Annotated in this window: 24 protein-coding genes; 17 read left to right on the top strand and 7 right to left on the bottom strand. The window is 37.9% G+C overall.

What is annotated here, in order from left to right:
• Window positions 1-4: 4 nt before the first annotated feature.
• A complete protein-coding gene (locus NYE67_RS09890; protein WP_340729912.1) occupies window positions 5-943 on the bottom strand; it encodes a ring-cleaving dioxygenase in 939 nt (312 codons plus the stop codon).
• 18 nt (window positions 944-961) lie between these two features.
• A complete protein-coding gene (locus NYE67_RS09885) occupies window positions 962-1,396 on the bottom strand; it encodes a MarR family winged helix-turn-helix transcriptional regulator (protein WP_340729911.1) in 435 nt (144 codons plus the stop codon).
• Between the two features lie 134 nt (window positions 1,397-1,530).
• Here NYE67_RS09885 and NYE67_RS09880 point away from each other — a divergent pair, with 134 nt between their 5' ends.
• The gene (locus NYE67_RS09880) at window positions 1,531-1,938 is read left to right on the top strand and encodes a hypothetical protein (protein WP_340729910.1); all 408 of its coding nucleotides are present in this window, start codon (window positions 1,531-1,533) and stop codon (window positions 1,936-1,938) included.
• Window positions 1,935-3,065, top strand: coding sequence for a DUF4362 domain-containing protein (locus NYE67_RS09875; RefSeq protein WP_340729909.1), 1,131 nt, complete (start codon window positions 1,935-1,937; stop codon window positions 3,063-3,065). Before NYE67_RS09880 ends, NYE67_RS09875 begins: the two co-directional genes overlap by 4 nt.
• 54 nt (window positions 3,066-3,119) lie before the next feature.
• Here the strand turns inward: NYE67_RS09875 and metC are convergent, their stop codons facing one another.
• Window positions 3,120-4,283 (bottom strand): cystathionine beta-lyase, encoded by a 1,164-nt coding sequence (metC, locus tag NYE67_RS09870; RefSeq protein WP_340729908.1) that lies wholly within the window; start codon window positions 4,281-4,283, stop codon window positions 3,120-3,122.
• Window positions 4,280-5,395 carry a methionine biosynthesis PLP-dependent protein gene (locus NYE67_RS09865; protein ID WP_340729907.1) on the bottom strand — a complete coding sequence of 372 codons (1,116 nt, stop codon included), beginning with the start codon at window positions 5,393-5,395 and terminating at the stop codon, window positions 4,280-4,282. Before NYE67_RS09865 ends, metC begins: the two co-directional genes overlap by 4 nt.
• 503 nt (window positions 5,396-5,898) lie before the next feature.
• On the opposite strand from NYE67_RS09865, the gene NYE67_RS09860 reads away from it, so the two are divergent.
• Together NYE67_RS09860 and NYE67_RS09855 are read left to right on the top strand one after the other, a co-directional pair.
• Window positions 5,899-6,075 (top strand): hypothetical protein, encoded by a 177-nt coding sequence (locus NYE67_RS09860; protein WP_340729906.1) that lies wholly within the window; start codon window positions 5,899-5,901, stop codon window positions 6,073-6,075.
• Window positions 6,062-6,547, top strand: coding sequence for a DedA family protein (locus NYE67_RS09855; protein WP_340728008.1), 486 nt, complete (start codon window positions 6,062-6,064; stop codon window positions 6,545-6,547). The genes NYE67_RS09860 and NYE67_RS09855 overlap by 14 nt, the downstream gene beginning before the upstream one ends.
• A 110-nt stretch (window positions 6,548-6,657) precedes the next feature.
• On the opposite strand, the gene mscL is transcribed toward NYE67_RS09855, so the two are convergent.
• Window positions 6,658-7,050: a large conductance mechanosensitive channel protein MscL gene (mscL, locus tag NYE67_RS09850; protein WP_191698888.1), complete on the bottom strand. Its 393-nt coding sequence runs from the start codon at window positions 7,048-7,050 to the stop codon at window positions 6,658-6,660.
• Between the two features lie 144 nt (window positions 7,051-7,194).
• Here mscL and NYE67_RS09845 point away from each other — a divergent pair, with 144 nt between their 5' ends.
• Window positions 7,195-7,890: a lytic transglycosylase domain-containing protein gene (locus NYE67_RS09845; protein WP_340729905.1), complete on the top strand. Its 696-nt coding sequence runs from the start codon at window positions 7,195-7,197 to the stop codon at window positions 7,888-7,890.
• Between the two features lie 70 nt (window positions 7,891-7,960).
• Here the strand turns inward: NYE67_RS09845 and NYE67_RS09840 are convergent, their stop codons facing one another.
• Together NYE67_RS09840 and NYE67_RS09835 are read right to left on the bottom strand one after the other, a co-directional pair.
• Window positions 7,961-8,218: a GlsB/YeaQ/YmgE family stress response membrane protein gene (locus NYE67_RS09840; RefSeq protein WP_340729904.1), complete on the bottom strand. Its 258-nt coding sequence runs from the start codon at window positions 8,216-8,218 to the stop codon at window positions 7,961-7,963.
• 104 nt (window positions 8,219-8,322) lie between these two features.
• Window positions 8,323-8,868 carry a cysteine hydrolase family protein gene (locus tag NYE67_RS09835; protein ID WP_340729903.1) on the bottom strand — a complete coding sequence of 182 codons (546 nt, stop codon included), beginning with the start codon at window positions 8,866-8,868 and terminating at the stop codon, window positions 8,323-8,325.
• A gap of 739 nt (window positions 8,869-9,607) precedes the next feature.
• On the opposite strand from NYE67_RS09835, the gene ilvD reads away from it, so the two are divergent.
• From ilvD to NYE67_RS09775, 12 genes are all read left to right on the top strand, one after another.
• Entirely contained in the window at window positions 9,608-11,278 is a 1,671-nt protein-coding gene (ilvD, locus tag NYE67_RS09830; protein ID WP_191698892.1) for a dihydroxy-acid dehydratase, read from the top strand.
• 444 nt (window positions 11,279-11,722) lie between these two features.
• Entirely contained in the window at window positions 11,723-13,471 is a 1,749-nt protein-coding gene (gene ilvB / locus NYE67_RS09825) for a biosynthetic-type acetolactate synthase large subunit (RefSeq protein ID WP_340729902.1), read from the top strand.
• On the top strand, window positions 13,468-13,983 hold the full coding sequence (ilvN, locus tag NYE67_RS09820; protein WP_191698894.1) for an acetolactate synthase small subunit: 516 nt from the start codon (window positions 13,468-13,470) through the stop codon (window positions 13,981-13,983). Before ilvB ends, ilvN begins: the two co-directional genes overlap by 4 nt.
• Before the next feature lie 85 nt (window positions 13,984-14,068).
• Window positions 14,069-15,082, top strand: a complete 1,014-nt coding sequence (ilvC, locus tag NYE67_RS09815) for a ketol-acid reductoisomerase (RefSeq protein WP_340729901.1) — start codon at window positions 14,069-14,071, stop codon at window positions 15,080-15,082.
• Between the two features lies 1 nt (window position 15,083).
• On the top strand, window positions 15,084-16,628 hold the full coding sequence (locus NYE67_RS09810) for a 2-isopropylmalate synthase (RefSeq protein WP_340728004.1): 1,545 nt from the start codon (window positions 15,084-15,086) through the stop codon (window positions 16,626-16,628).
• A gap of 287 nt (window positions 16,629-16,915) precedes the next feature.
• Complete coding sequence (gene leuB, locus NYE67_RS09805; RefSeq protein ID WP_340729900.1) at window positions 16,916-18,016, top strand: 3-isopropylmalate dehydrogenase; 1,101 nt, start codon at window positions 16,916-16,918, stop codon at window positions 18,014-18,016.
• 154 nt (window positions 18,017-18,170) lie between these two features.
• Window positions 18,171-19,580: a 3-isopropylmalate dehydratase large subunit gene (gene leuC, locus NYE67_RS09800; protein WP_339216748.1), complete on the top strand. Its 1,410-nt coding sequence runs from the start codon at window positions 18,171-18,173 to the stop codon at window positions 19,578-19,580.
• 12 nt (window positions 19,581-19,592) lie between these two features.
• The gene (gene leuD / locus NYE67_RS09795; RefSeq protein ID WP_340729899.1) at window positions 19,593-20,183 is read left to right on the top strand and encodes a 3-isopropylmalate dehydratase small subunit; all 591 of its coding nucleotides are present in this window, start codon (window positions 19,593-19,595) and stop codon (window positions 20,181-20,183) included.
• Between the two features lie 179 nt (window positions 20,184-20,362).
• Window positions 20,363-20,881, top strand: coding sequence for an ABC transporter substrate-binding protein (locus tag NYE67_RS09790; protein ID WP_340729898.1), 519 nt, complete (start codon window positions 20,363-20,365; stop codon window positions 20,879-20,881).
• A 124-nt stretch (window positions 20,882-21,005) separates the two neighbouring features.
• Entirely contained in the window at window positions 21,006-22,349 is a 1,344-nt protein-coding gene (locus NYE67_RS09785; RefSeq protein ID WP_340729897.1) for a spore germination protein, read from the top strand.
• Between the two features lie 32 nt (window positions 22,350-22,381).
• Entirely contained in the window at window positions 22,382-23,449 is a 1,068-nt protein-coding gene (locus NYE67_RS09780) for a GerAB/ArcD/ProY family transporter (RefSeq protein ID WP_340729896.1), read from the top strand.
• On the top strand, window positions 23,436-24,557 hold the full coding sequence (locus tag NYE67_RS09775) for a Ger(x)C family spore germination protein (RefSeq protein WP_340729895.1): 1,122 nt from the start codon (window positions 23,436-23,438) through the stop codon (window positions 24,555-24,557). The genes NYE67_RS09780 and NYE67_RS09775 overlap by 14 nt, the downstream gene beginning before the upstream one ends.
• Window positions 24,558-24,671: the final 114 nt, after the last annotated feature.

Genomic DNA, 24,671 nt, shown 5'->3' with positions numbered 1-24,671 from the left:
CTCCTTAAAAAATCGGTTTTAGTTTTGCGGTAATTTCTTCGCGGTTCTCTTCCAAAAAGTCCGGCAAATCCAGCTGTTCCCCGAGTGTTTCGATATCGCCATCACGTAAAAAGCCTGGACCATCAGTTGCTATTTCAAATAAAATTCCGTTCGATTCACGGAAATATAAGCTTTTAAAATAATATCGGTCTACAATGCCTGATGAGATGAATCCACGTTTTTTTACTTGTTCATCCCAATAGGCGAGTTCCTCGTCATTTTTCACACGGATCGCCAAATGGTGAATACTGCCTCGACCTGGTTTTTCGGAAGCACCATCCTGTTCGTTGATGAAAATCTCACCAAATATTTCACCTTTAACGGATTGGAGAAGGGCAGTAGTTTCTGTCTGATCCTTTACTTCATAACCAAATATTTCTGTTAATGTACGAATGAGTTTCCCCATATTTTTTACGGTCATTTCTACAGGACCCATACCTTGTATTTGATGTTCAGATGGTACTACTGACTTTTCATATGTTTCCCAATGAGGAACTTTTGCATTGGGTGCGGCAATCAGTGCCATACGTAAACCTTCCTCATCCTCAAAGAGCACAGCAGGACGGTTCGTAAATGTAGAGAGCCCCTCATGCTTTACACCAAACTCATCAAATCGCTTTACCCAATAGTTCAGGCTTTCTTCAGAAGGGACGATTAAACCGATTTTCGTAATCGCATTCGTACCACGGTAAGTGCGTCCGACTAGTGGAATTTCAAAAAATGATAACTCGGTACCAGGGCTGCCTGTTTTATCTCCGTAGAATAAATGATACATGGAAGTTTCATCTTGATTAACTGTTACTTTTACACGGCGCAACCCTAGAACATCTCGGTAAAATGTATTATTTTGCTGTGCATGTTTTGTGATCATGGAAATGTGATGATGTCCTGGAATTGTATACATATATGTTTCCTCCAATTTTTACTTACTCCGATGTTCACTATTTTTTTGAGCACGGGAAATCAGTTTATATAATATTTTCTGTTCTTCTTTTGTTAATGTTTCGTCAAAAAAAGAAGATTGAAAGGCGAGCTGGGCTTCAAAAGCATTGTTTAACTTTTCGTTGCCTTTTGGTGTTAATGAGATAAATTTCGTTTTCCAGTCCTGATGTCTTGTAATAAGCTGTTCCTGTTCAAGACGTGTAAGCATTCGGGAAATACCACCTTGTGTCACCGTTACTTTCTCTGCAAGCTCGGATTGTGTAATCGGCTCGAATATGGAGATTTGCAAAAGTACATCGAATTGCGCAGTCGTTAAGTCAAACTGTTTTAAATACTCATTTGAAAGATTGTTACTTTCATGAGTAAAACGCATCATACGAAGCCATATAAGAGATCCTAAAGTATTTTTCTTCATCGTACACGTCCTTTCTTAATTATCACTTTACTACTCAAATGATATTAATGCAACGAAAATATCTCGAATTCGAAATAAAATAAATTGTAACTTTTTTACTTTTCCTTCGACCAATATAGAAAGGGGGATGACGAATGCGAAAATGGTTGATTGTATGCATTTTTGTTTTATTAGGTGGCTGTCATTCACCACAGCAATCCGGTTTTATTAAAGCGCTGGAGGAACTGCAAGTGCCTATAAGAGTAATGGAGGAAAAAGAAAAATCGATTTTCACGCAGGATTTAAATGGGGAAAAGCCGAAAACGTATTTACTGAATGATAAATTACTCTCGGTATATACATTTAATCGGAGCAAAGATCGTTCAAAAGCGAGGCAGCAATTTTACGGAAAAACTGCCTCACAAAATGTCGTCTCTTATGAACTGTATGAGCAAAATACAATGCTCATTTTTTATGTCCATGAACAAAATTTAAATGTTACCGCTCCATATGATGAGCAGATCCGTAAAGCTCTAACACAACTAGGGGAGGACGAGGAATGAAAAGAATACTTGTATTTGCGGTGTTGCTGCTGTTAGTAGGATGTACAGTTGAACAGAACGATTCAAGTTTAATTCAGCGCGCGGTAATTGAACGGGTAGTTAGCGATAAAAATATTGGGACAGAAGAGATCATGGTTTTTGATAAAGAGGAGCTTGATGACATCCAGGATTATTTGTCCGAGACAAAATGGGAGCCAAACGTTGAAGCCGAAATGGCAAGGAAGGAAGATATAGTATTAAGATTATTTATTGAATTGGAGAGAAACTTGCCTGAACGTATTTATGAGTACCGAATCTGGTATGAGCAAGATCAGTCCATGACGATTCTAAGTAATGTTGAAACAGAAGGGTATGGACGGCTGAATGCTGAATTTGGCAAACCATTTAAAGAACTGCTTCGAACAAAAACAAGTGATAAAAAGCAGGTCATTGATAGACACGGGCAGATCGAAAATGAAGAACTGTTTGAACAGTTTTTAAAAGATATCGAAGCAAATAACGAAACATTACTTGAATTAATCCGTTACACAATCGAAGGGGACCCGATTTACTGGACAATTGAATATGACGGACAGCATTTTGCGATTGAAATTGATAACCGGGAAGATGCATTTGGAAGTAAAACGGTTGAAAACTATCAATGCACAAAATTGGATGAGGTTGTGACAGGTTCTTTAATCGATTATAACTTTACAGGGTGTGATGGAGATTTTGATATTAATTTGCTGTCAGTTGAAAAAACTACAGAAGCATCTACTAAGCTTGAAATTCCAAATATAAACTTAGTAATTGGTGATCAAACAATTAAAACTTATAAAGGGGCATATTCCTGGAGCTCATTTGATGCATCAACCGGAGAAACGACTACAACTATGACAGACCACGCATCGCCGAATCAAATGATGGAGGCAGTTCAGGGAATAGATGTGAATCTAAATGAAACGGTTGAGATTACTTTTGATAGTGAACCGACAAAGGTGGAATTCAATATTTGGAATGAATCGGGCATCACCTCAACGTATCATTCATTGGAAGAAATAAAGGAAACAGGGCCCATCATTCTGGAAATTGTAGGCTATTGGAATGAGAGTCGCGCTACGTATGTAACGGCGTTAAACATAGAATAACGGCAAAATAAAAGGTCAATAAAATCGGGTACATAGATTTTATTGACCTTTATATTATTTTATTTCTCCAGCAATTTGTAACGCCTGCGTGAAATCTTCAATTAAATCATCTTCATTTTCCAAACCGACTGAAAAACGCAGCAAGCCATCTGTTATACCACGCTTCGCACGCTCTTCCGGCTCCATTGCCGCATGACTCATTTTAGCAGGGTACGATAAAATCGATTCAACACCACCAAGACTGACAGCAAAAACGGGAATCTTCATTGCATCAACAAACGCTTTGGCAATCTCATAGTTCGGTAAACTAAACGATAATACTGCTCCGGCAGAAGTTGCCTGTGCTGTATGAATCTCATAACCAGGGTGAGAGGGAAGACCAGGGTAATACACTTTTTCCACTAACGGATGGTCATGTAAAAACTGTGCAATACGCATCGCAACACGTGATTCTTCATTGAATCGGACAGCCGTTGTTTTCATGTTCTGAATTAACGTGTAGCAATCCTGTACACCTAATACAGACCCAAAAGAATTTTGGACGAAATAAATTTGATTGCCGAGCTCTTCATCCTTTGTTACGACTAAACCGGCCACAATATCCGAATGTCCTGATAAAAACTTCGTCGCAGAATGAATGACTACGTCAACACCCATATCAAGCGGTTTTTGATGCAAAGGTGTCATAAATGTATTGTCCAAAAATGTCATCGCACCATGTTGTTTCGCAATCTCGACAACAGCACGAATATCCGTAATGCCTAATGTTGGATTTGATGGTGTTTCCATATAAATTAATTTCGTGTCAGGACGGACTGCTGCTTTAACAGCCTCAATATCCGTAAAGTCTACAAATGTATGGGTAATTCCATAGCGAGGCAATACTTTTGTGACAAAACGGTACGTCCCTCCGTAGACATCCTCTGTAATAACGATATGATCACCGGCAGATAAAGTCATAAAGCATGCAGATACCGCAGCCATGCCTGTTGCAAAGGCGAAACCTCGATTTCCGCCTTCCAGTTCAGCGATAGCCTTTTCCAATGCGGCACGTGTCGGGTTACCGGAACGGGCATAATCATATTCGCCAAATTCATCGATTGATTCTTGATGGAAAGTGGAAGAAAGGTACATCGGTACATTTACTGCACCTTTTTTATCGGCATAGCCTTCACGAATTGCCCCGTGAATAAGTGCTGTTTCAATGCGACTTGTCATGCAAATTCACCTCGTAACGTATCGAAAACTTGCTGAAGGTCGGCAATTAAATCATCCGCTTCTTCAATCCCTACAGAAAAACGCAGCAATCGGTCACATACTCCACGTGCTACACGCTCCTCATACGGCATATCGGCATGAGTCTGTGTGGCAGGGTATGTAATAAAGCTTTCCACGCCGCCTAAGCTTTCTGCAAATGTAATAAGTTTCATTGCTTTTAAAAACGGATTGACCATCAATGCTTCCTTCACTCGGAATGAAAGCATCCCGCCTTTTCCTGTATACAGCACATCCGTAACAAGTGGTTCAGTCTTTAAATAATCTGCAATTTTTTTCGCATTTGCATCATGCTGCTTCAGACGAAGATGCAAAGTCTTCAATCCGCGAATAAGCAGCCACGAATCCAACGGTGCTAACACCATTCCGATTCCGTTATGATAATAGGCTAGTTTCTCACACAACTCTGTACCTTTTGCAACGACAAGTCCTGCCAATACATCATTGTGTCCGCCAATATATTTCGTCGCACTATGTAAAACAATATCCGCACCTAATTCAATCGGACGTTGGAAATAAGGTGTATAAAATGTGTTATCCACAATTAAAAGTAATTGATGCTTTTTAGCCAATGCTGCATATTGAACTAAATCAATTTCCTGCATTAAAGGATTCGTAGGTGTCTCGATAAACAACGCCTTCGTATTTTCATTGATTGCACTTTCTACATCATTTACATTCGTAAACGCATTATAGACAGGTTTAATGTTGTAATTTTCTGAAAATGTTTTAAACAGTCGGTACGTCCCACCATATAAATCCTCTGGTACGATTAGTTCATCATTCGGTTTAAATAATGACATGACAAGCTGAATGGCTGCCATTCCTGAACTGCAGGCAAACCCAGCATCTCCACCTTCAAGTTCTGCAATTCCTTCTTCCAAAATAGAACGTGTCGGATTTTTTGTACGTGTATAATCATAGCCCGTAGATTCACCGATTCCTGTATGCTGGTAGGCTGTTGACATATAAATCGGAGGATTGATTGCTCCTGTTTTTGCATCACTTAAATTTCCAAGCTGTACTAATTTAGTTTCTATAGAGCGCTGTGACATGAAAACACTTCCTTACACTTAATTTACGAAACATTTCAAATGGATCGATTATTAAATCAATTTAACATGAACAACTGAAAGGGACAATAGCGGAAAGTAGGAATTAACGAAATGGAGAGTAAAACGTGTAAAAAAGAACAATAACGCAAGTCTGCAACTTTTATTCTGTAATAATTTTGCTGCTGTAAGCCAATGGGCATTTATAAATAATTGCTAAAACAGTTGCATATACTTCCAAAAACGTTCGACGCCAATCGACATTTCTGTTTGACAATAAACGATGATCTTTAATATTAGACCGTTTCGCAATTAATCCCCCAAATTTTTCCCCCCTTTTTCTTTACCGTAAAGTAATTCCACATTTTATGATTGATACATAGTGAAAATAACACGTGAAACAAGAAAATCTAGCAATATACTTATAAAGGATAAGGAATTTTGGCAGCATGCCTTCTAAATAAACAGGTGGATTTCGAAATCAACGAAGAGGAGAAGGTAATATAATGATACATGTATTTCTAATAGCAGCATTGGGTTTCATTGGAACAGCCTTTGTTATAATGCCATACCATATAGCTGTTGCGTTATGTTTACTAGTGTATTGGATGATGAGCCACATTACATTTCCACATCTAAAAAAGCACATGATTGAACGGGAACTGCCAAATGGAAGTCCTTAATCAGCTTGTGTCGCAATATGGGTACTTGGCTATTTTTGTAATTCTTTCATTAGGGCTTTTTGGACTCCCAATCCCTGATGAATTACTCGTTTTATGGATAGGGTATTTTACTAAAATCGGCACGCTGAATTACACCTATTCTCTTGTCGTCTGCATTATCGGCACGTTTCTCGGGATGATGTTCAGCTATTATGTTGGGAAAAAAGCGGGTCGTCCTTTAATTGAGCGAATTGGAAGGTGGATTGGATTAACAGATAAAAGAATAGGAAAGACCGAAAAATGGATTCATAAGTACGGCCCGTCTTCTATTGTCATCAGTTTCTTTATACCGGGTATACGGCATGTTACAGGCTATTTTTTTGGTGTTTCTCAGATGAGATTAAAAACCTATGCGATTTATGTAGGCATCAGTGCAATTATTTGGTGTTGTGTACTTTTAACTTTAGGAAGAATGGTAGGTCACTTTGATTAATAACACGGGGGAGAGTTAAAAGAGCAATGGTTAAAATTCATTATGAAAGCCACGAAATGTTGAATCAATAACATTTCATGGCTTTTTTAGTTTTTCTACTTAAGATTTGATTATTTGGCTTGTTCGTTCTTTAATAAATCACGAATTTCTTTTAAAAGTTCTTCCTTCGTATCAAGTTCCGGTTTTGGCTCTTCTACAATTTCCGATTCCTTTTTCCGATTTAATTTTGTTAATAGGCGTAGAGCCATGAAAATGGCAAACGCAATAATAAGAAAATCAATGATCGATTGGACAAATACTCCAAGTGCTATTTGTGCCTCACCTGAACCAAATTTCCACTCATCCTTTAAATCAATTCCACCTGTAAGCATCCCTACAAGGGGCATAATAATATTTTCTACTAAAGATGTTACGATTTTTCCGAATGCAGATCCAATTACAACTGCAACCGCTAAGTCGATGACATTACCTTTCATCGCAAATTCCTTAAAGTCTTTCCACATCTTCAACAACTCCTATAATCAATAATTAATGCAGTTTTCTATTGTAACGATTGTCTATCTGATTATCAACTATGAAATAGAGTTGAAATTTAGTAAAATGAATAGAATAGTAGGGTTTTAATCAGTTAAAGATTGGTGGCGGCTATGGCAAAAAGCAAAAAGAAACAACCTTTATTATCACCTAAAGTAAAAATTTACTTAATCGTACTACTCATTCCGATATCATTAACAATATACATATTTGCTTTTTTTAGTTGGCAGCAAATTCGTGGATTGCCTTTTATCGAACGATTTACCGAAAAGTCGGTCTACCAACAAATTCAGGATCAATTTGATTTAGAAATCCCGATCGAGTACATACCTGTCTACGTAGCGGCGGAACAAAAGTATAATGTACCATGGACACTTCTTGCTGCACATCATCGAGTAGAAACACGTTTTTCTACAATGAGAACGCTTATTTCCCCTGTGGGAGCAGAAGGGCATATGCAATTTATGCCTTGTACATTTGTCGGTTGGAAGCACCCGTCATGTAAAGACTTAGGTTTAGGGGAGATTCCGGAAAAGGATAAAACGAATCCAGCAGTAATTAAAAAATATGGTGGATATGGGGTAGATGCCAATGGAGATGGTATTGCAGATCCGTTTGACATAGAAGACGCGATTTTTAGTGCGGCAAAGTTTTTATCGATTGCCGGAGTAAGAAATGGGGAACTGAAAAAAGCCGTTTTTCAATATAATCACAGCGATGCCTATGTAGAAGATGTTTTATATTACTACAAACAATACCGAGATTATGGTGAGCAATTGAAGCAAATTGCAATGGGTGATACAAAATAAAAAAAGTGTGACGTGAAGTCACACTTTTTAAAAACTTAGATGCACAGATTATTTGAAAATTTGGTGGATATTATGTTGCTTTTCGCATAGAACGTAAAATGAAGCTTACGATGAAAATCAATACAATAGCACCAATTAATGCTGGGAATACATAGAAGTCAGAAACTCTCCATCCCCAATTTCCTAATAACATACTACCGATCCAAGAACCGACAATACCTGCAATGATGTTACCGATAATGCCTCCTGGAACGTCTTTACCTAGAATTACTCCTGCTAACCAACCTAAAATACCTCCGATAATTAAAAACCAAATGAAACTCATCATATAAATGTCCAACTCCTTCTGAGATTAATGAATGATAATTGCATCTAGTTAGTTATTTCCTTTCTTCTGAAGGGTTAAACATTTTTATTGTTATGCTAAGGTTGTTAAAGAATGGTAGCGCCTAAACAACCTTTAAAATGTTGCAGCGCCCAAGCATGTCCTGCTTCATTGAAACTAGCTACTGCCTTTTCTGGAATTGTGATCTTATAGCCAAGGTTGTAGCTGTCAACGGCTGTATGCAACACACATATATCTGTACAAACTCCGACAAGAACTACTTCTTCAACATTTCGCTCACGCAGAAGGATATCCAAGTTTGTGCCGGCAAAAGCACTATAGCGGGTTTTATCGAAAGAAATGACCTGTTCTTTGTATTTCTCATACATGTCCTTTACTGATCCATATAGGTCACGGCCTTCTGTTCCTCTAATATTGTGGGGCGGGAACAATTTCGATTCAGGGTGGTAAGGATCATTTTCTTCATGTAAATCATTTGCAAAAACGACTACTTCATTTTTTTCTACAAATTGTTTAATTAACGAGCTTATATCCTGTTCAATGGCTTGCCCAGCAGCTCCACAAGTTAATTTCCCATCAGATGCGACGAAATCATACGTATAATCGATTACAATCAATGCTCTTTTTACCATAATTAACCTCCTTGAGATGTTATAAAGCTATTATGCCATGATGAAAGAAATAATGATAAAATAAAATGTTGACTAAATATTCAAAATATTTTGATTTATGTTGTTAGGTAATGTATATTAAGAATATCAAAAATTAAACGGGGTGGATAAGATGGATCAGGCATTAATGAGGAAATTAAACCGTCAGGCACTTATTTTTGTAGGAATCCACAGCTTTATAATCATGAACTTTGCAATTGAATTACTACTACTCTAATAAAATGGGATACTCCTAACCTAGCATCAGTTTGCTAGGTTATTGTTTTTTTTGTTAATCATTTCATCCGGTTAACGACAATGCTAACAAGAGATGTAAGCTTTAAGGTCAAGTACTATAATAAGCTTCAATACCATTTTCAAATAAAAATAAATTAAATTTTTTAAAAATTCAAATTTGTAAAAATCGAACTGAAAGAGAATAAAAGGCACAGCAATCACTATGAAAACGGTTCCAAAAAAATCAAACATTTAGAATTGTATAAAAAATTCAAAAAATAGTGTTGACGGTAGCACTCATTCCGTACTATGATAACAACAATTTAGTACACCACATCATTCAAGCACACAAACATGTTAAATGAATGATGTGACAAAATCGGTTCCCTTTACAATAAAAAGTTAGAAAATTCTTACTTTTAATTGTTGGGAAGCGAAATATATAACAACAAGAGTGAAAGCTTTGCGTTGAGGGGCGTTTAATATGAGAAGTGATATGATCAAACTTGGAGTTGACCGAGCTCCACACCGTAGCCTTTTATATGCTACAGGTAAAGTAAAGGCGAAGGATTTAGAGAAGCCGTTTATCGGTGTTTGTAACTCATATATTGATATTATTCCAGGTCATGTGCATTTACGTCAGTTTGCAGACGTTGTAAAGGATGCCATTATAGAAGCTGGCGGTATTCCATTTGAATTCAATACAATCGGTGTTGATGACGGAATAGCAATGGGTCATATCGGCATGCGTTATTCATTGCCATCTCGGGAAATTATTGCAGATTCAGCCGAAACAGTTATTAATGCACACTGGTTCGATGGCGTGTTTTACATTCCGAACTGCGACAAAATTACACCGGGTATGCTAATGGCAGCTGTGCGAACGAACGTACCATCAGTATTTGTTTCTGGCGGTCCGATGGAAGCTGGTACATCTTCAACTGGTAAGCAATTATCATTGACGAGTGTATTTGAAGGAGTCGGCGCACATAAGGCAGGAACGATGTCAGCAGAGGAACTTCTTGATATTGAAAACAATGCATGTCCAACATGCGGATCATGTTCAGGAATGTTCACAGCCAACTCAATGAACTGTCTAATGGAAATGCTAGGTTTAGCTTTACCAGGTAACGGTACAATTGTTGCAACGAGTGATAAGCGAAAAGAGTTAATTTATGAAGCAGCCAAACACTTGGTACGCATGATTAAAGAAGACGTAAAACCACGCGATATCGTAACAAAAGAGGCTATTGATGATGCATTTGCATTGGATATGGCAATGGGCGGTTCAACAAATACAGTACTTCACACATTGGCAATCGCGAATGAAGCAGAAATCGAATATAACATTGAAGATATTAATAAAGTCGCAGAACGCGTGCCTTATATTGCGAAAATTATGCCGGCATCGGATATATCGATGGATGACATTGCAAAAGCAGGTGGCGTACAGGCAATTATAAATGAATTAACGAAAATTCCAGGTGCGATCCATCCAGATCGTCCAACAATCGCAGGCGTAACGATGCGAGAACTTGTAAAAGATTACAAGATTACGAATGATAAGGTTATTCGAACAAAAGATAATCCATATAGTGCTGTAGGTGGGCTTTCCGTTCTATTCGGAAATATCGCACCTGAAGGATCTGTTATTAAGGTAGGTGCTGTTGACCCTTCTATTAAAACATTTACAGGTGAGGCAATCGTATTTGAATCACAGGAAGAAGCACAAAAAGCAATTGATGAAGGCATTGTACGTGAAGGTCACGTAGTAGTCATTCGCTATGAAGGGCCAAAAGGTGGTCCGGGTATGCCGGAAATGCTTGCTCCTACATCAGCGATCCAAGGACGCGGATTGGGAACAAAAGTAGCTTTAATTACAGATGGTCGTTTCTCAGGCGCATCACGCGGAATTTCCATCGGTCATATTTCTCCAGAGGCAGCTGAAGGCGGTCCAATCGCTTTAGTAAACAATGGAGATATTATCGAAATCGATTTACCAGGTCGAACAATTAATTTACAAGTTTCTGATGAAGTTCTTGCAGAGCGTCGTCAAAACTTACAACCATTTGAACCAAAAATTAAGCGCGGTTGGCTTGCACGTTACTCAGCTTTAGTAACGAATGCTTCCCAAGGCGGCGTAATGAAAATATAAAAAGAATAATATAAATCGTTGATGAGGTTAAAGAATATAGAGTCTTGTATTTACCAGAGAGCCGGTGCTGGTGGAAGCCGGTGATACAACTATATTCGACATCCCCTCGGAGTGAGCTATTAAACGCATTCGCCATTAGATAGCTCCGGGCATAATCGAAATGCTCGTTATTAATGAATCGTTCTCTTTATTAGTTGCACAAATTTCTTATGGAATTTGGTAATAGAGAGGTCAAAGCGGTTCACGAGGTAGCAAGGTGGACATCGGTCTTTTAAAGGCCTTTGTTGTATTTGCTATAAATAAGGGTGGTACCATGAAAAGTCTTTTTCATCCCTACGTAAGAGGTTTTCTTTTGCGTGCGGATATAAGAGGCTTTTTCTTTTTATCTAAAAAACGTCCATGAGTTAACATATAAAGTTTTTTAAAAGGAAGGAGTATTAAAAAATGAGTACAAATGTTTCAATCAGTAAAGAAATTGAAATGCCTGAGGAACAGCCACAAGTAATTAAATCTAGAGATGGTGCCGATATTTTAGTGCAGGCATTACATGACCAGGAAGTAGAAATTATTTTTGGTTATCCAGGTGGGGCTGTATTACAGATTTACGATGCACTTTACCGTAACCCGATTCGCCATATTTTAACACGACATGAACAAGGTGCTATCCACGCAGCAGAAGGGTATGCACGTGTCATGAATAAGCCGGGTGTAGTCATTGCAACATCTGGACCAGGGGCAACAAACCTTGTAACAGGGATTGCGGATGCGATGATTGATTCCATTCCACTAGTAATTTTTACAGGTCAGGTAGCCACATCAGTCATCGGTACGGACGCTTTCCAGGAAGCAGATATTATGGGGATTACTACACCAATTACAAAGCACAACTATCAGGTACAGGATGTAGCGGATATTCCACGAATCGTTAAAGAAGCATTCCATATTGCGAATACAGGACGAAAAGGGCCGGTAGTTATTGATTTCCCTAAAAATATTTCACAATCTGTTTTCCTTGAGGATATAAAAACACCGGAAGATATTTATTTACCAGGATATCAACCAACGACAAAACCGAACTATTTACAAATTCAAAAAGCGATCCAGGCCATTACTTTAGCTAAAAAACCTTTAGTACTTGCAGGTGCAGGTGTATTATTCGCAGATGCTTGTGAACAATTGACTGAATTTATTGAAAAATATAATTTACCGGTTGTAAACACATTGCTTGGTTTAGGAAGTATACATGGACAACATAAACAGTTCTTTGGTATGGCGGGAATGCATGGTTATGCAACCGCTAATGATGCCATCACAAAATGCGATTTATTAATCAATATCGGGGCACGATTTGACGATCGCCTGACAGGAAAATTAGCTACTTTTGCGCCGAATGCGACGATTATCCATATTGATATCGACCCAGCAGAAATCGGGAAAAATGTTCCGACAGACATTCCGATTGTAGCGGATGCAAAAGAAGCACTTTATGCATTATTGAAAAAAGATTTCCAAGGACCGGATACGACGGATTGGATGGATTACTTAAATGATAGTCGCGACAGATATCCACTTTGGTATGAAGATGCGGGTGAGGAAATTTTACCGCAGCAAGCAATGGAAATCATCCATAGATTAACGGATGGCGACGCAATTGTCACAACTGACGTTGGTCAACATCAAATGTGGGCAGCCCAATATTATCATTTAAACAATCCACATGGCTGGGTTACATCAGGCGGATTAGGAACAATGGGCTTCGGATTCCCTGCAGCAATCGGAGCACAATTTGCGAAACCTGATAAGAAGGTTATTTCCATCGTAGGTGATGCAGGATTCCAAATGACAAACCAAGAGCTGATTCTATTAAAAGAATTCAATTTACCTGTAAAAGTTGTCATTTTGAATAACAGCTGCTTAGGAATGGTACGTCAATGGCAGGAAACTTTCTATGAAGAGCGCTACTCTCAAAGTCTTATGCCGATTCAGCCGGATTTCGTAAAGCTTGCTGAGGCATATGGAGTAAAGGGCTATCGAATTGATAATTTATCGGAGGCAGAAGCAATTTTTGCCGAAGCAATTAATTCAGATGAACCAGTCGTAATTGACTGTCGAGTGAAACAGCTCGTGAGCGTCTTCCCAATGGTCGCACCAGGAAAAGGATTACATGAAATGATTGGAGTGGAAAAGCCATGAAACGTGTGCTCACAGTAACAGTAATTAATCAAAGCGGAGTATTAAATCGAGTGACAGGTTTGTTAATGAAACGCCAATTCAATATTGAATCAATTACAGTTGGCCACTCAGAACAGCCGAACTTCTCGAAAATGACGTTCATCGTTCATGTGGAAGATGAAAATAAAATCGAACAGTTAATTAAACAGCTATCGAAGCAAATTGACGTATTAAAAGTAAATGATATTACAGAAAAATCAATCGTTCTTCGTGAGCTGGCACTCATTAAAGTAGTATCACCACCGAATATGCGAATGGAAATGAATGCAATTGTTGAGCCGTTCCGACCACAAGTTGTCGATACGTCAAAAAATGTTGTCACATATGAAGTTGTAGGTCATCCGGAAAAAATCGATGCATTTATCGAACTGATTAGACCATATGGCATTAAAGAATTAACACGTACTGGCGCAACAGCGTCGATACGTGAAGCACAAAAAATCGAAGGTCCACAACTTTCAATTTTAAAATAACCGGCATTCCATACGGGGCGGAGGATGTCATCTGAAGCCCGTATATCAAAAAATATATAATTTAACTTAATTGGAGGAAATGAAAATGTCTAAAATGTATTATGAAAATGAAATCAACGAGCAAGTATTACAAGGGAAAAAAATCGCGATTATCGGTTATGGTTCACAAGGCCATGCCCATGCGCTTAACTTAAAAGAATCAGGTTTTGATGTAGTAGTAGGTATCCGTCCAGGTAAATCTTATGATGCAGCAAAAGAAGACGGCGTAGAAGTGAAAACAGTTGCTGAGGCAGCAGCAGAAGCAGATGTAATCCAAATCCTACTTCCAGATGAGCGTCAAAAAGCAGTTTACGAAGCAGAAATCGCACCGTACTTAACACCTGGTAAAGCGTTAATGTTCGCACATGGTTTCAACGTACACTTCGGTCAAATTACACCACCTGCAGATGTTGACGTGTTCCTAGTAGCTCCAAAAGGTCCTGGTCACTTAGTACGTCGCCAATTTGTTGAAGGTGCAGGCGTACCTGGTTTATTTGCAATCTATCAAGATGCAACTGGTCAAGCACGTGATTTAGCCCTTGCATACGGAAAAGGAATCGGTTCAGCACGTGGTGGATTACTTGAAACGACATTCGCTGAAGAAACAGTAACGGATCTATTCGGTGAGCAAGCCGTACTTTGCGGTGGTACAACTGAACTTGTAAAAGCAGGTTTCGAAACATTAGTAGAAGCGGGCTACCAACCAGAATTAGCTTACTTTGAAACTTTACACGAATTAAAGCTAATCGTTGACCTAATGTTCGAAGGCGGTATGGCGACAATGCGCTATTCAATCTCAGATACAGCTGAGTGGGGAGACTATGTATCAGGTCCACGTATTATCGACGCATCTGTAAAAGCACGTATGAAAGAAGTGTTAACAGATATCCAAGATGGTACTTTCGCGAAACGCTGGATCGAAGAAAATGAAACGGGTCGTCCAGAATATACGAAGTTTAAAGAAGCTGGCGCTAACCACCAAATTGAAGAAGTAGGCGAAAAATTACGCGCAATGATGCCATTCATCAACAAAGGAAAACAAAAGGTTACAGTGAAATAATATGAGAAAAATTGACATTTTTGATACAACATTGCGCGATGGTGAACAGTCTGCTGGTATCAATTTAAATACAGCAGAAAAAGTGGAAATCGCAAAACAACTAGAGCGTTTAGGTGTCACAATTATTGAGGCGGGATTTCCTGCCTCATCTCCAGGTGACTTGGAAGCTGTTTCGTTAATTGCAAAAACAGTGAAAAATTCAATTGTAACAGGCTTAGCGCGTGCCGTGAAAAGTGACATCGACGCAGTTTGGGAAGCAATTCGCCATGCAGAACAACCACATGTTCATACATTTATCGCAACAAGCCCGATTCATATGGAATACAAATTAAAGAAAAATCCGGATGAAGTAGTCGAGCAGGCAGTAGCCGCTGTGAAATACGCAAAGGAAAAGTTCTCGCTTGTAGAATTTTCCGCAGAAGATGGCTTCCGTTCCGATAAAGAATTTTTAGTACGCATTTGCCAGGAAGTAATTAAAGCAGGTGCCACAACAATTAATATTCCGGATACAGTTGGTTACGCATCGCCGGAAGAATATGGCGCATTATTCCGCTATTTACGTGAAAACGTAATCGGTGCAGAAAAAATTAAGTTTTCTGCCCATTGCCACGATGATTTAGGAATGGCAGTAGCAAACTCATTGGCAGCCGTTCAAAATGGTGCCGATCAAGTAGAATGTACGATTAACGGTATTGGTGAACGCGCCGGAAATGCAGCATTAGAGGAAATCGGTGTTGCGCTTCACATTCGTAAAGATTTTTACGGTGTTGAAACAGGGCTTAACTTAAAAGAAATTAAACGTACTTCTCAAATGGTAAGCCGCCTGACGAATGTTGTTATTCAGCCTAACAAAGCTGTTGTAGGGAAAAACGCATTTGCTCATGAATCGGGTATTCACCAGGACGGTGTATTGAAAAATCCAGAAACTTACGAAATTATTTCTCCGGCACTTGTAGGAGAAGACGATATTCCATTAGTTTTAGGGAAGCATTCCGGACGCGCAGCATTCCGCGACCGTGCAGAAACAATGGGCTTCGAGCTATCGGATGAAAAACTGAACAAAGCATTTGCTGAGTTCAAAAAATTGGCCGACCGCAAAAAAGAAGTTACGGAAGACGATTTAACAACGATTTTAACAGAGCAACAAGTTTCAATAGAAGATGTTCCGTTATTTGAACTAAAATCAGTTCAAGTTCAGTACGGTACCGAAAATATCCCAACTGCTACTGCATCAGTACTTACTCCTGACGGTGAGTTGAAAACACTCGCTTCAACAGGTTCAGGTTCAGTCGAAGCAATCTTCAATACGTTGGAATTACTTGTTGGAGGAAAGGTAAACATACTAGATTACCGAGTACAATCAGTCGGCAAAGGACGTGATGCCCTTGGAGAAGCGGTCGTTAATTTAAAATACAATGGCTATACCTCCACAGGACGCGATTCAGCACAAGATGTATTAGAAGCAAGTGCAAAAGCATACTTAAATGCAGTCAATCGCCAACTGATTCAACAGCAAGTACGCGCTGAAAATGCAATTACGGTGTAATAGATTATACAAACTAAATTGTTGTTTGGAGTGAAGGTGGCGAGTGCAACTGCATTCAAAGCTTCCTGGGGGATAAGCATGACGCCTGAGAATAGGAACAAAAGCTAAGAACGCCACGTCCTGTGGCAACGCTTTTGTGACCGACATCGTGTCGGCCTTGTGCCCCCGGAAAGCGTCCACCGTAACGGAAAACAACTAGCATTCTCTTTATATTGACAATAGCGTCATCCTTTTTGATGGCGCTTCTACATCAAGTAACTTCACGTAGAAAGAAAGGTGTTTTACAAATGGAAAAGAAAATTACAGTACTACCAGGTGACGGCATTGGTCCAGAAGTTGTTGCAAGTGCAGTAAAAGTATTACAAGTAATCGGGAAACGTTTTAATCATACATTTCATTTAAACTACGCGGCAATCGGCGGAGCAGCAATTGATCAATACAACAATCCATTACCGGATGAAACAATTGCGATGTGTGAAGCAAGTGATGCTATTTTATTAGGCGCTGTCGGTGGACCGAAATGGGATAATAACGCACCAAGCCTACGACCGGAAAAAGGTTTATTAAAAATTCGTAAGCACTTTGATTTATTTGCGAATTTACGTCCTGTGAAAGCATTCCCTAGTTTACTTGCATCTTCTCCATTAAAGCGTGAAGTTGCGGAAAATGTAGACTTAATGATCGTCCGCGAATTAACAGGAGGGCTTTACTTCGGAGAGCCACGTAAAAAAACAAATGCAGGTGCTATTGATACATGTGTGTATTCACGTGAAGAAATTGAGCGTATTGTCGAAAATGCTTTCGAATTAGCTCGTTTACGTCGTGGAAAACTTTGCTCAGTAGATAAAGCAAACGTACTCGATACATCACGTTTATGGCGTGAAATTGTAGAAGAGAAGAAAAAGCAGTACCCAGATGTAGAAACAGAACATAACTTAGTTGACTCAGTGGCGATGAAGCTGATTACAAATCCTGGTCAATATGATGTCATCGTTACTGAAAATTTATTCGGTGATATTTTAAGTGACGAAGCTTCTGTTATTACAGGTTCACTAGGTGTATTGCCTTCAGCATCAATTCGCGGTGATAACTTCGGTCTTTACGAGCCAGTACATGGTTCAGCACCTGAAATTGCAGGGCAAGGTGTTGCCAACCCGGCAGCAACAATTCTTTCAGTAGCAATGATGCTACAATACTCATTCGGTTTAAAAGAAGAAGCAGCCGAAATTGAACGTGCGGTTACAGCAGTGTTTAATGATGGGTATTTCACAGCAGATTTAGCACAGGAACATACACGCTCACTATCTACTGAAGAATGGACTGAACAAGTACTAAACGAAATCGATGCAAGCTTCGTTTCGGACAGCATTATGATTTCATATAATTAATCATTTTTTAAGTAAGCAGATTGATGATTGTAAAAAAGGGGAGCATGGTGCGAATTAAAAATGTCACGCTTGTTATGACGTATTTTTAGCCAACATCATGTCTGCCCCAAGAATGAACATCAACTCTATATATGGGTAAGGAACGGTGAAAACTATGGGGAAAAATATTATTGAAAAAGTGTGGGAACAGCATGTCGTACATCGTGAAGAAGGTAAGCCAGATTTACTATATATCGACTTACATTTAATTCACGAGGTTACTAGTCCACAGGCGTTTGAGGGTTTACGCTTAGCAGGGCGAAAAGTACGTCGAACAGATTTATGTTTTGCTACAATGGATCATAACGTACCGACGAAAAATTTACCGACGATCAACGATCCGATAGCGAAAAAGCAAATTATGACACTAGCTGAAAATGCGAAGGAATTCGGCATTGAATTAGCAGATATCGGACACCCTGATCAAGGGATTGTTCACGTAATCGGGCCAGAACTAGGGTTAACACAGCCTGGTAAGACGATTGTTTGCGGAGACTCACATACAGCTACACACGGTGCTTTCGGTGCCATTGCATTCGGTATCGGAACATCGGAAGTAGAACATGTTCTATCAACTCAAACATTATGGCAATTAAAGCCACCTACAATGGAAATTCGTGTTAACGGTGAACTTGGTCTTGGCGTAACAGCAAAAGACATCATTTTAGCGATTATCGCTAAGTGGGGAATCGGTGTAGGAACTGGCCATATCGTTGAGTATACAGGAGAAGCAATTCGCAAACTTTCTATGGAAGAACGAATGACAATTTGTAATATGTCAATTGAAGCCGGAGCAAAAGCTGGTCTTATTTCTCCAGATGAAATTACAGTCGAATTCCTTCGCGGACGCCGCCATGTACCACAGGGCGAACAGTTTGAAGAAGCGGCAAAGTACTGGTTAAGCTTAGCGTCTGATGCAGATGCTACTTATGATGTAGTACTTGAAATCGATGCAGACGAAATCGAACCAATCGTAACGTGGGGTACGAATCCGGCAATGGGTGTAGGTGTTTCGAAAACTGTACCAACTGCTGCAGACTACAATAACGAGACTGATAGAGCAGCATTAAATAAAGCGTTACAATATATGGATTTACAAGAAGGACAAAATATTACTGATATCGAGATTCAGCACGTATTTATCGGTTCTTGTACGAACTCACGTATTAATGACTTACGTGCAGCAGCAGATATCGTTAAAGGTGAAAAGATAGCTCCAGGTGTTAAAGGTATTGTTGTTCCAGGCTCATGGTCAACAAAACGTCAGGCAGAAGAAGAAGGCCTTCACCAAATTTTTCTTGATGCAGGCTTTGAATGGCGTGAATCGGGATGCTCGGCTTGCCTAGGCATGAACGAAGATGTTATTCCATCCGGTGAACGTTGTGCATCGACGTCAAACCGTAACTTTGAAGGACGTCAAGGCGCGGGTGCACGTACGCATCTTGTGTCACCAGCTATGGCGGCTGCCGCTGCAATTCACGGGCGCTTTGTTGATGTCCGTAAGCTACAAAAGCAGGAAGCATAAGGAGAGATTAGTATGGAACCGATTAATATCGTCAACAGTATATATGCACCACTAGACCGTAAAAATGTCGATACTGACCAAATTATTTCAAAAGAGTTTTTAAAGCGTATTGAGCGTACAGGGTTTGGACAATACGTATTTTATCACTGGCGTTTTGACAAAGACGGCAAGCCAAATGAGGATTTCGTATTAAACAAGCCTGAATATAAAGGTGCTGAAATTTTAGTCGCACAGGATAACTTCGGCTGCGGCTCTTCACGCGAACATGCACCATGGGCCATTCTTGATTATGGATTCCGAGTAGTTATTGCACCAAGCTTTGCAGATATCTTCCATAATAACTGCTTTAAAAACGGTATTTTACCGATTAAATTAACAGAAGCTGAATGTGATGAACTACTGGAAAAAGGCTTAGAAAAAGCACAGGCAATTGAAGTAAACCTGGAGCAACAAACTGTTACTACAGGATATGGCAAAACGTATTCATTTACAATTGACCCATATTATAAGCAAATGCTGCTAAACGGCTGGGATGAAATTTCATTGACATTCCAATACGAAGAACAAATCGCGGCATATGAGAAAAACCGTATAGCGTATTAAAAAACAAGCCTGTTATGAAGGGTCAACACCTTCCGTAACAGGCTTTGTCTTATTTTACCGGTTGTTGCAGAAATTTGCCGATGCTATAATTCCGGTAGAATGTTTAATTATTAGGAGTGTAGTAGCTGGTGAAGAAATTTTGGAGTTGGTTCGGAATAATTTTTGTAATATTACTTTTAATGAGTAATTGGATAGTTTTCGTAGGGGCCGGTGTTCTTTATTTTGGCTTCAAGAAGTTTAAAAAATATAAAAAAGAAAAGCAACTGCAAAATGCATTGGAAGCTCAATTAAAGCTAAAAAAAGAAAGTCAATCCACGATCGAATATAAAATGGAAAGACTGTTAACAATAACGAAAAACCTCGACCCTAATCGTTCTAAGCGTCAGGAATATAAAACTAAGCAACAATTGGATTTGCGAGATTACTGGTATAAATATTTGGATTTACGCGCCAAGTTAATTTTAAATGACACGTCTACATACCGTGAAGAGGAAGTACTACATATCATGTGTGATGAATTGCTTAATCGTATGGACAAACTGGAAATCGAAGTGACTGATGCGGTGAAAAAAGAATTCATTGAGGAAAACTTGATGCCATTATTACGAGATGTAGTTGAAATAATGGAAGGTATTAGTCCTGTAAAATCTATTAATATTAATGCTTACCGTTTACTAAAGCAAATCAATAATGATTAATAGCGTAAAACCATTCTCATCGGTTGAGAATGGTTTTTTTATTGACCTAAATTAACCTTACATGATTAATATTCCTAGAATTGGACATACTGAAATGAAGATATTTAAGAATAGGAGAATTAAGATGTCTTCTGAAGAAAATATTAAGTCAATTGAAGAACAATTCAAGGATACAAACGAACTCACAAAGAAGACGCTAGAAGATGAGGGGAAAAAAGCAGAAATACATTATATTAAGTCCCTTATTGATTTGGAATTACTTCAAAAAATTATTATTAAACCTTTTTTTGAAATGACCTCCGAAACTAAGTTTATTCGGTATATTCAGGCTTTGCCCCAATTTCAAGAAAGTAAATCATTAGATCAGCTTAAACAGGATGTAATGAGCGGTAATGTAATAATCGTAATTCAAAATGAAATTCTATTACTCGATTTAAAGTTTTCTACGAATGATCAAATAAATACAACCTCAGTTGAAATGACTATACATGGATCACAAATAGCGTTAAGTGAAAATCTGACAATGAGTATAAATATGATTCGATCGAATTATCATCAGCCTTCATTATTCGTTGATTATGTTGTAATGGGGGAAGTGAACCAACAAAAATTGGCGATCATTTATGATAAAGAACATGTAAATAAAAGTGCTTTGAAGCTAATTGAAGAAAGGCTTCAAACTGTTGACAACAAGATTATTACTTCGACAACTCAGTTAAATAATTATATAAACAATCGGAAATTTTCCTTATTTCCTCAAATGATTATGACTGAAAGACCAGACCGTATCGCATACAATCTTTCGGGTGGAAAAGTTGTATTACTACTTGACGGAAATCCTCAGGCGCTTATTGCACCCGTTTTCTTTTTTGATTTCATGACAACAATGGAAGATAATTACCACACATTTTTAATATCATTTTTTTTGAAATTCCTCCGCTATACAGGTTTGTTTATAAGTATTCTCCTGCCGAGTTTATATATTGGTATTACCTCATATGCACCGGAAGTATTCCGTACAGAGTTAGCATTAACAATTGCCGGTAGTAGAATTGGTGTCCCTTTTTCATCCTTTATAGAAGTATTATTTATGCTATTTTTTATGGAAATGCTTTTAGAAGCAAGTATACGTCTCCCAAAAGCTGTAAGTGCAACTGCTACTACAGTAGGTGGATTAATATTAGGAACTGCTGTAACAGAGGCTTCCCTAGCATCAAATGTAATGGTTATTATCGTATCTGCTGTTGCCATTTCCACTTTTGTTATTCCGATAAATGAAATGGCCTTTTCTATTCGTGTGGTACGTCTATTTTTCATATTAGTGACAACAATATTTGGCTTAGCTGGTTTAACACTGGGGCTATACGCTTTAGTTATGTACTTAGTAAGCATTAATAGCTTTGGAGAACCTTATTTAAAATTGAGTATGGATAAAAAGAATAAAATGAAATCAGGGGAGGAATCATGAACCGATTTTATTATTATTTAATTTTAATTAATATGGTTGCAAATATTATCGCTTCAGTCCCTGCCATTCTTTTACATTACCATAAAGAAGGAACCGTTTCTGCTATGATAATGGGAGTAATAGCAGGTGTGATTCTTGTTACAATTTATACTCGCTTTTTTAATTCCTATCCGGGTATGACTTTACCTGAGCTTTTACAGAAAACGACACCTAAATGGTTTTATTTCCCGTTTGTATTTTCACTCGCGATTTTATGGTTTGTTGCGGGACTGATCACCTTAATCACCTTTACGTTTTTGTTAATTCGTTACTTAAGTCCAGAAATGCCTATTATGCAAATTGGCTTAACGTTAATCCTTTCCGTTATTTTTGGATGTTTAATGAAAACACAACGTGTATTATTTACAACGGAAATTATATTGTTAATTACAAGCCCATTAATCCTGTTCATTTTTTATAAAGCGTATACTAGTCCTAATTTGGAATGGGATTTTGTAAGAGAAGCTGCTTTATATATTAACAAATTTCCAAACTGGCATTCATTTTCTTCATGTTTTTTTCTATTTTTAGGCGTTGCAAATTTGTTTATTTTTAATCGATACTTTACTGAAAAACAAACATTTGGTTGGAAACAGATTAGTCTCATCACACTAATAGCAGGCGCAACTTTATTTACGACATATTTTATACCAATTGGATTTAATGGCTTTGAAAATATTAATCAGCTTGTTTACCCGTGGATTTCTACTACAGACTCATTAAAAATGGACTTTTTTGTAATAGAGAGAGTATTATTCATTTTCTTGTTATTTTACTTAGGGATTGCATTTATAAGTATTCTCATTCATTGGCATGCTTCGATGGAATTTTTAAGATTTATTTTTAAGTTTGAAAATATAAAATTCAAAGGAAATAGCATCGGAAAATTTATACCAATTCCTTTTTTCATAGCCATTACACTGTATTTAGTAACTGAACTAAATGAGTACCAACTATTTCGTTATACAAGTTTTTTTTATAGCATTTTAGTGTTTATATTTCCTTTAATGGTTCTAGTGTTTGTTTTTATAAAAAGGAGAATGAAATATGCAAAATCTTAATATTAAAATGAAGGCTCTCATTTTGTTATTAATTTGCAGCATTTTCATAGCAGGTTGCGAATTTAAAGATATCGATAAAACAGTTTTTATTGCAATGATAGCGATTGATAAAACAGATGAAGAGGACAAACCTTATAAAATAACGTTAAAGCTATATGAACCAACAAGCTCATTTAAAGAAGCGACTGCTCCGGAGTACTCTTATTTAACACAGACGGGTGAAACATTGTCAGAAGCCATTCGTATATTGGAATCGTATTCCGATAAGGAGCTTGAATTTGGGCATTCCAAACTAATTGTTATTGGTGAAGATTTATTAAAAGAGGATAAAAATGAGGAAATTATTGATTTTTTATTAAGAAGACCGGACATTCAAATGATTTCATGGATCAGTATAGGGCGACCAACTGCTGAAGAAATTATAAAACTGATTCCACAAGGGGAAACCGCTGCCTATCCGGAGCTATTTAACTATTTTGATGAAAATGGAACGACTAGTCCATTTATCGTGACGACATATTTATTTGAATTTAGACGAAATATGAAGGAAACTGGAATAGATACAGTTATACCAATTATCGAGATAGTTAAAGAAGATGAGCATTTTAAAATTAATAAGTCATTCTTATTAGCAAATAACAAAGAGCCATATGAACTTGAGACGCTAAATACCTCCATCTATAATTTACTCACAAAAAAATCAAAAAATGCTGAATTAAAAATAGAAGAAGATGGCGATTCATTTATAGCTAATATTGATACAATCCGATCCAATTACAAAGTCATTATAAAAGATGACTCAACTATAGAGCTTGAAATAAAAGCTAGCTTAAAAGGCTCAATTTCAGAATCAAAGAAGCCATTAAAAAATAAAGATTTGCCAAAGTATAATAAACAGCTTAAACGTGAAACAGAGGAAAAAATCACAGCGTTTATTAAAGAGATGATGGAACTTGGCTATGATCCGCTTGGCTTTGGAATTGACTATAAAGGCAAAGTCCTTCATAACAGACGTATGAGCGAAACGGAATGGATGGAGGCCTATAAAAATGCAAAAGTAAATGTAACTGTAACTCCTGGTCTGAAAAGTACCGGATCCATTCAATAAAAATAAAAAAGATTAATTTTTCATATGAGAAAAATTGGTCTTTTTAGTTTAAAATATCACCTGCATATCACCGCGCATACTTTTTAACTTATTTCTTTTCTTGGCATTTTGACC

Origin of the sequence: Solibacillus sp. FSL W8-0474, assembly GCF_038004065.1 — a bacterium.
GTDB classification, from domain to species: domain Bacteria; phylum Bacillota; class Bacilli; order Bacillales_A; family Planococcaceae; genus Solibacillus; species Solibacillus faecavium.
The sequence above is the reverse complement of the archived record's forward strand: the minus strand, read 5'-3'. Positions and strand labels throughout refer to the sequence as shown.

What these genes read in the sequence shown, in the direction of transcription:
- NYE67_RS09855 (WP_340728008.1), top strand. Translation starts at nt 6,062, where the DNA reads ATGGAAGTCCTTAATCAGCTTGTGTCGCAATATGGGTACTTGGCTATT.
- leuD (WP_340729899.1), top strand. Translation starts at nt 19,593, where the DNA reads ATGGAACCGATTAATATCGTCAACAGTATATATGCACCACTAGACCGT.
- NYE67_RS09810 (WP_340728004.1), top strand. Translation starts at nt 15,084, where the DNA reads ATGAGAAAAATTGACATTTTTGATACAACATTGCGCGATGGTGAACAG.
- NYE67_RS09775 (WP_340729895.1), top strand. Translation starts at nt 23,436, where the DNA reads ATGCAAAATCTTAATATTAAAATGAAGGCTCTCATTTTGTTATTAATT.
- NYE67_RS09875 (WP_340729909.1), top strand. Translation starts at nt 1,935, where the DNA reads ATGAAAAGAATACTTGTATTTGCGGTGTTGCTGCTGTTAGTAGGATGT.
- ilvC (WP_340729901.1), top strand. Translation starts at nt 14,069, where the DNA reads ATGTCTAAAATGTATTATGAAAATGAAATCAACGAGCAAGTATTACAA.
- NYE67_RS09885 (WP_340729911.1), bottom strand. Translation starts at nt 1,396, where the DNA reads ATGAAGAAAAATACTTTAGGATCTCTTATATGGCTTCGTATGATGCGT.
- NYE67_RS09780 (WP_340729896.1), top strand. Translation starts at nt 22,382, where the DNA reads ATGGTTGCAAATATTATCGCTTCAGTCCCTGCCATTCTTTTACATTAC.
- NYE67_RS09785 (WP_340729897.1), top strand. Translation starts at nt 21,006, where the DNA reads ATGTCTTCTGAAGAAAATATTAAGTCAATTGAAGAACAATTCAAGGAT.
- NYE67_RS09845 (WP_340729905.1), top strand. Translation starts at nt 7,195, where the DNA reads ATGGCAAAAAGCAAAAAGAAACAACCTTTATTATCACCTAAAGTAAAA.
- leuB (WP_340729900.1), top strand. Translation starts at nt 16,916, where the DNA reads ATGGAAAAGAAAATTACAGTACTACCAGGTGACGGCATTGGTCCAGAA.
- NYE67_RS09860 (WP_340729906.1), top strand. Translation starts at nt 5,899, where the DNA reads ATGATACATGTATTTCTAATAGCAGCATTGGGTTTCATTGGAACAGCC.
- NYE67_RS09835 (WP_340729903.1), bottom strand. Translation starts at nt 8,868, where the DNA reads ATGGTAAAAAGAGCATTGATTGTAATCGATTATACGTATGATTTCGTC.
- NYE67_RS09865 (WP_340729907.1), bottom strand. Translation starts at nt 5,395, where the DNA reads ATGTCACAGCGCTCTATAGAAACTAAATTAGTACAGCTTGGAAATTTA.
- NYE67_RS09880 (WP_340729910.1), top strand. Translation starts at nt 1,531, where the DNA reads ATGCGAAAATGGTTGATTGTATGCATTTTTGTTTTATTAGGTGGCTGT.
- mscL (WP_191698888.1), bottom strand. Translation starts at nt 7,050, where the DNA reads ATGTGGAAAGACTTTAAGGAATTTGCGATGAAAGGTAATGTCATCGAC.
- NYE67_RS09790 (WP_340729898.1), top strand. Translation starts at nt 20,363, where the DNA reads ATGAGTAATTGGATAGTTTTCGTAGGGGCCGGTGTTCTTTATTTTGGC.
- leuC (WP_339216748.1), top strand. Translation starts at nt 18,171, where the DNA reads ATGGGGAAAAATATTATTGAAAAAGTGTGGGAACAGCATGTCGTACAT.
- ilvD (WP_191698892.1), top strand. Translation starts at nt 9,608, where the DNA reads ATGAGAAGTGATATGATCAAACTTGGAGTTGACCGAGCTCCACACCGT.
- ilvN (WP_191698894.1), top strand. Translation starts at nt 13,468, where the DNA reads ATGAAACGTGTGCTCACAGTAACAGTAATTAATCAAAGCGGAGTATTA.
- metC (WP_340729908.1), bottom strand. Translation starts at nt 4,283, where the DNA reads ATGACAAGTCGCATTGAAACAGCACTTATTCACGGGGCAATTCGTGAA.
- NYE67_RS09890 (WP_340729912.1), bottom strand. Translation starts at nt 943, where the DNA reads ATGTATACAATTCCAGGACATCATCACATTTCCATGATCACAAAACAT.
- ilvB (WP_340729902.1), top strand. Translation starts at nt 11,723, where the DNA reads ATGAGTACAAATGTTTCAATCAGTAAAGAAATTGAAATGCCTGAGGAA.
- NYE67_RS09840 (WP_340729904.1), bottom strand. Translation starts at nt 8,218, where the DNA reads ATGATGAGTTTCATTTGGTTTTTAATTATCGGAGGTATTTTAGGTTGG.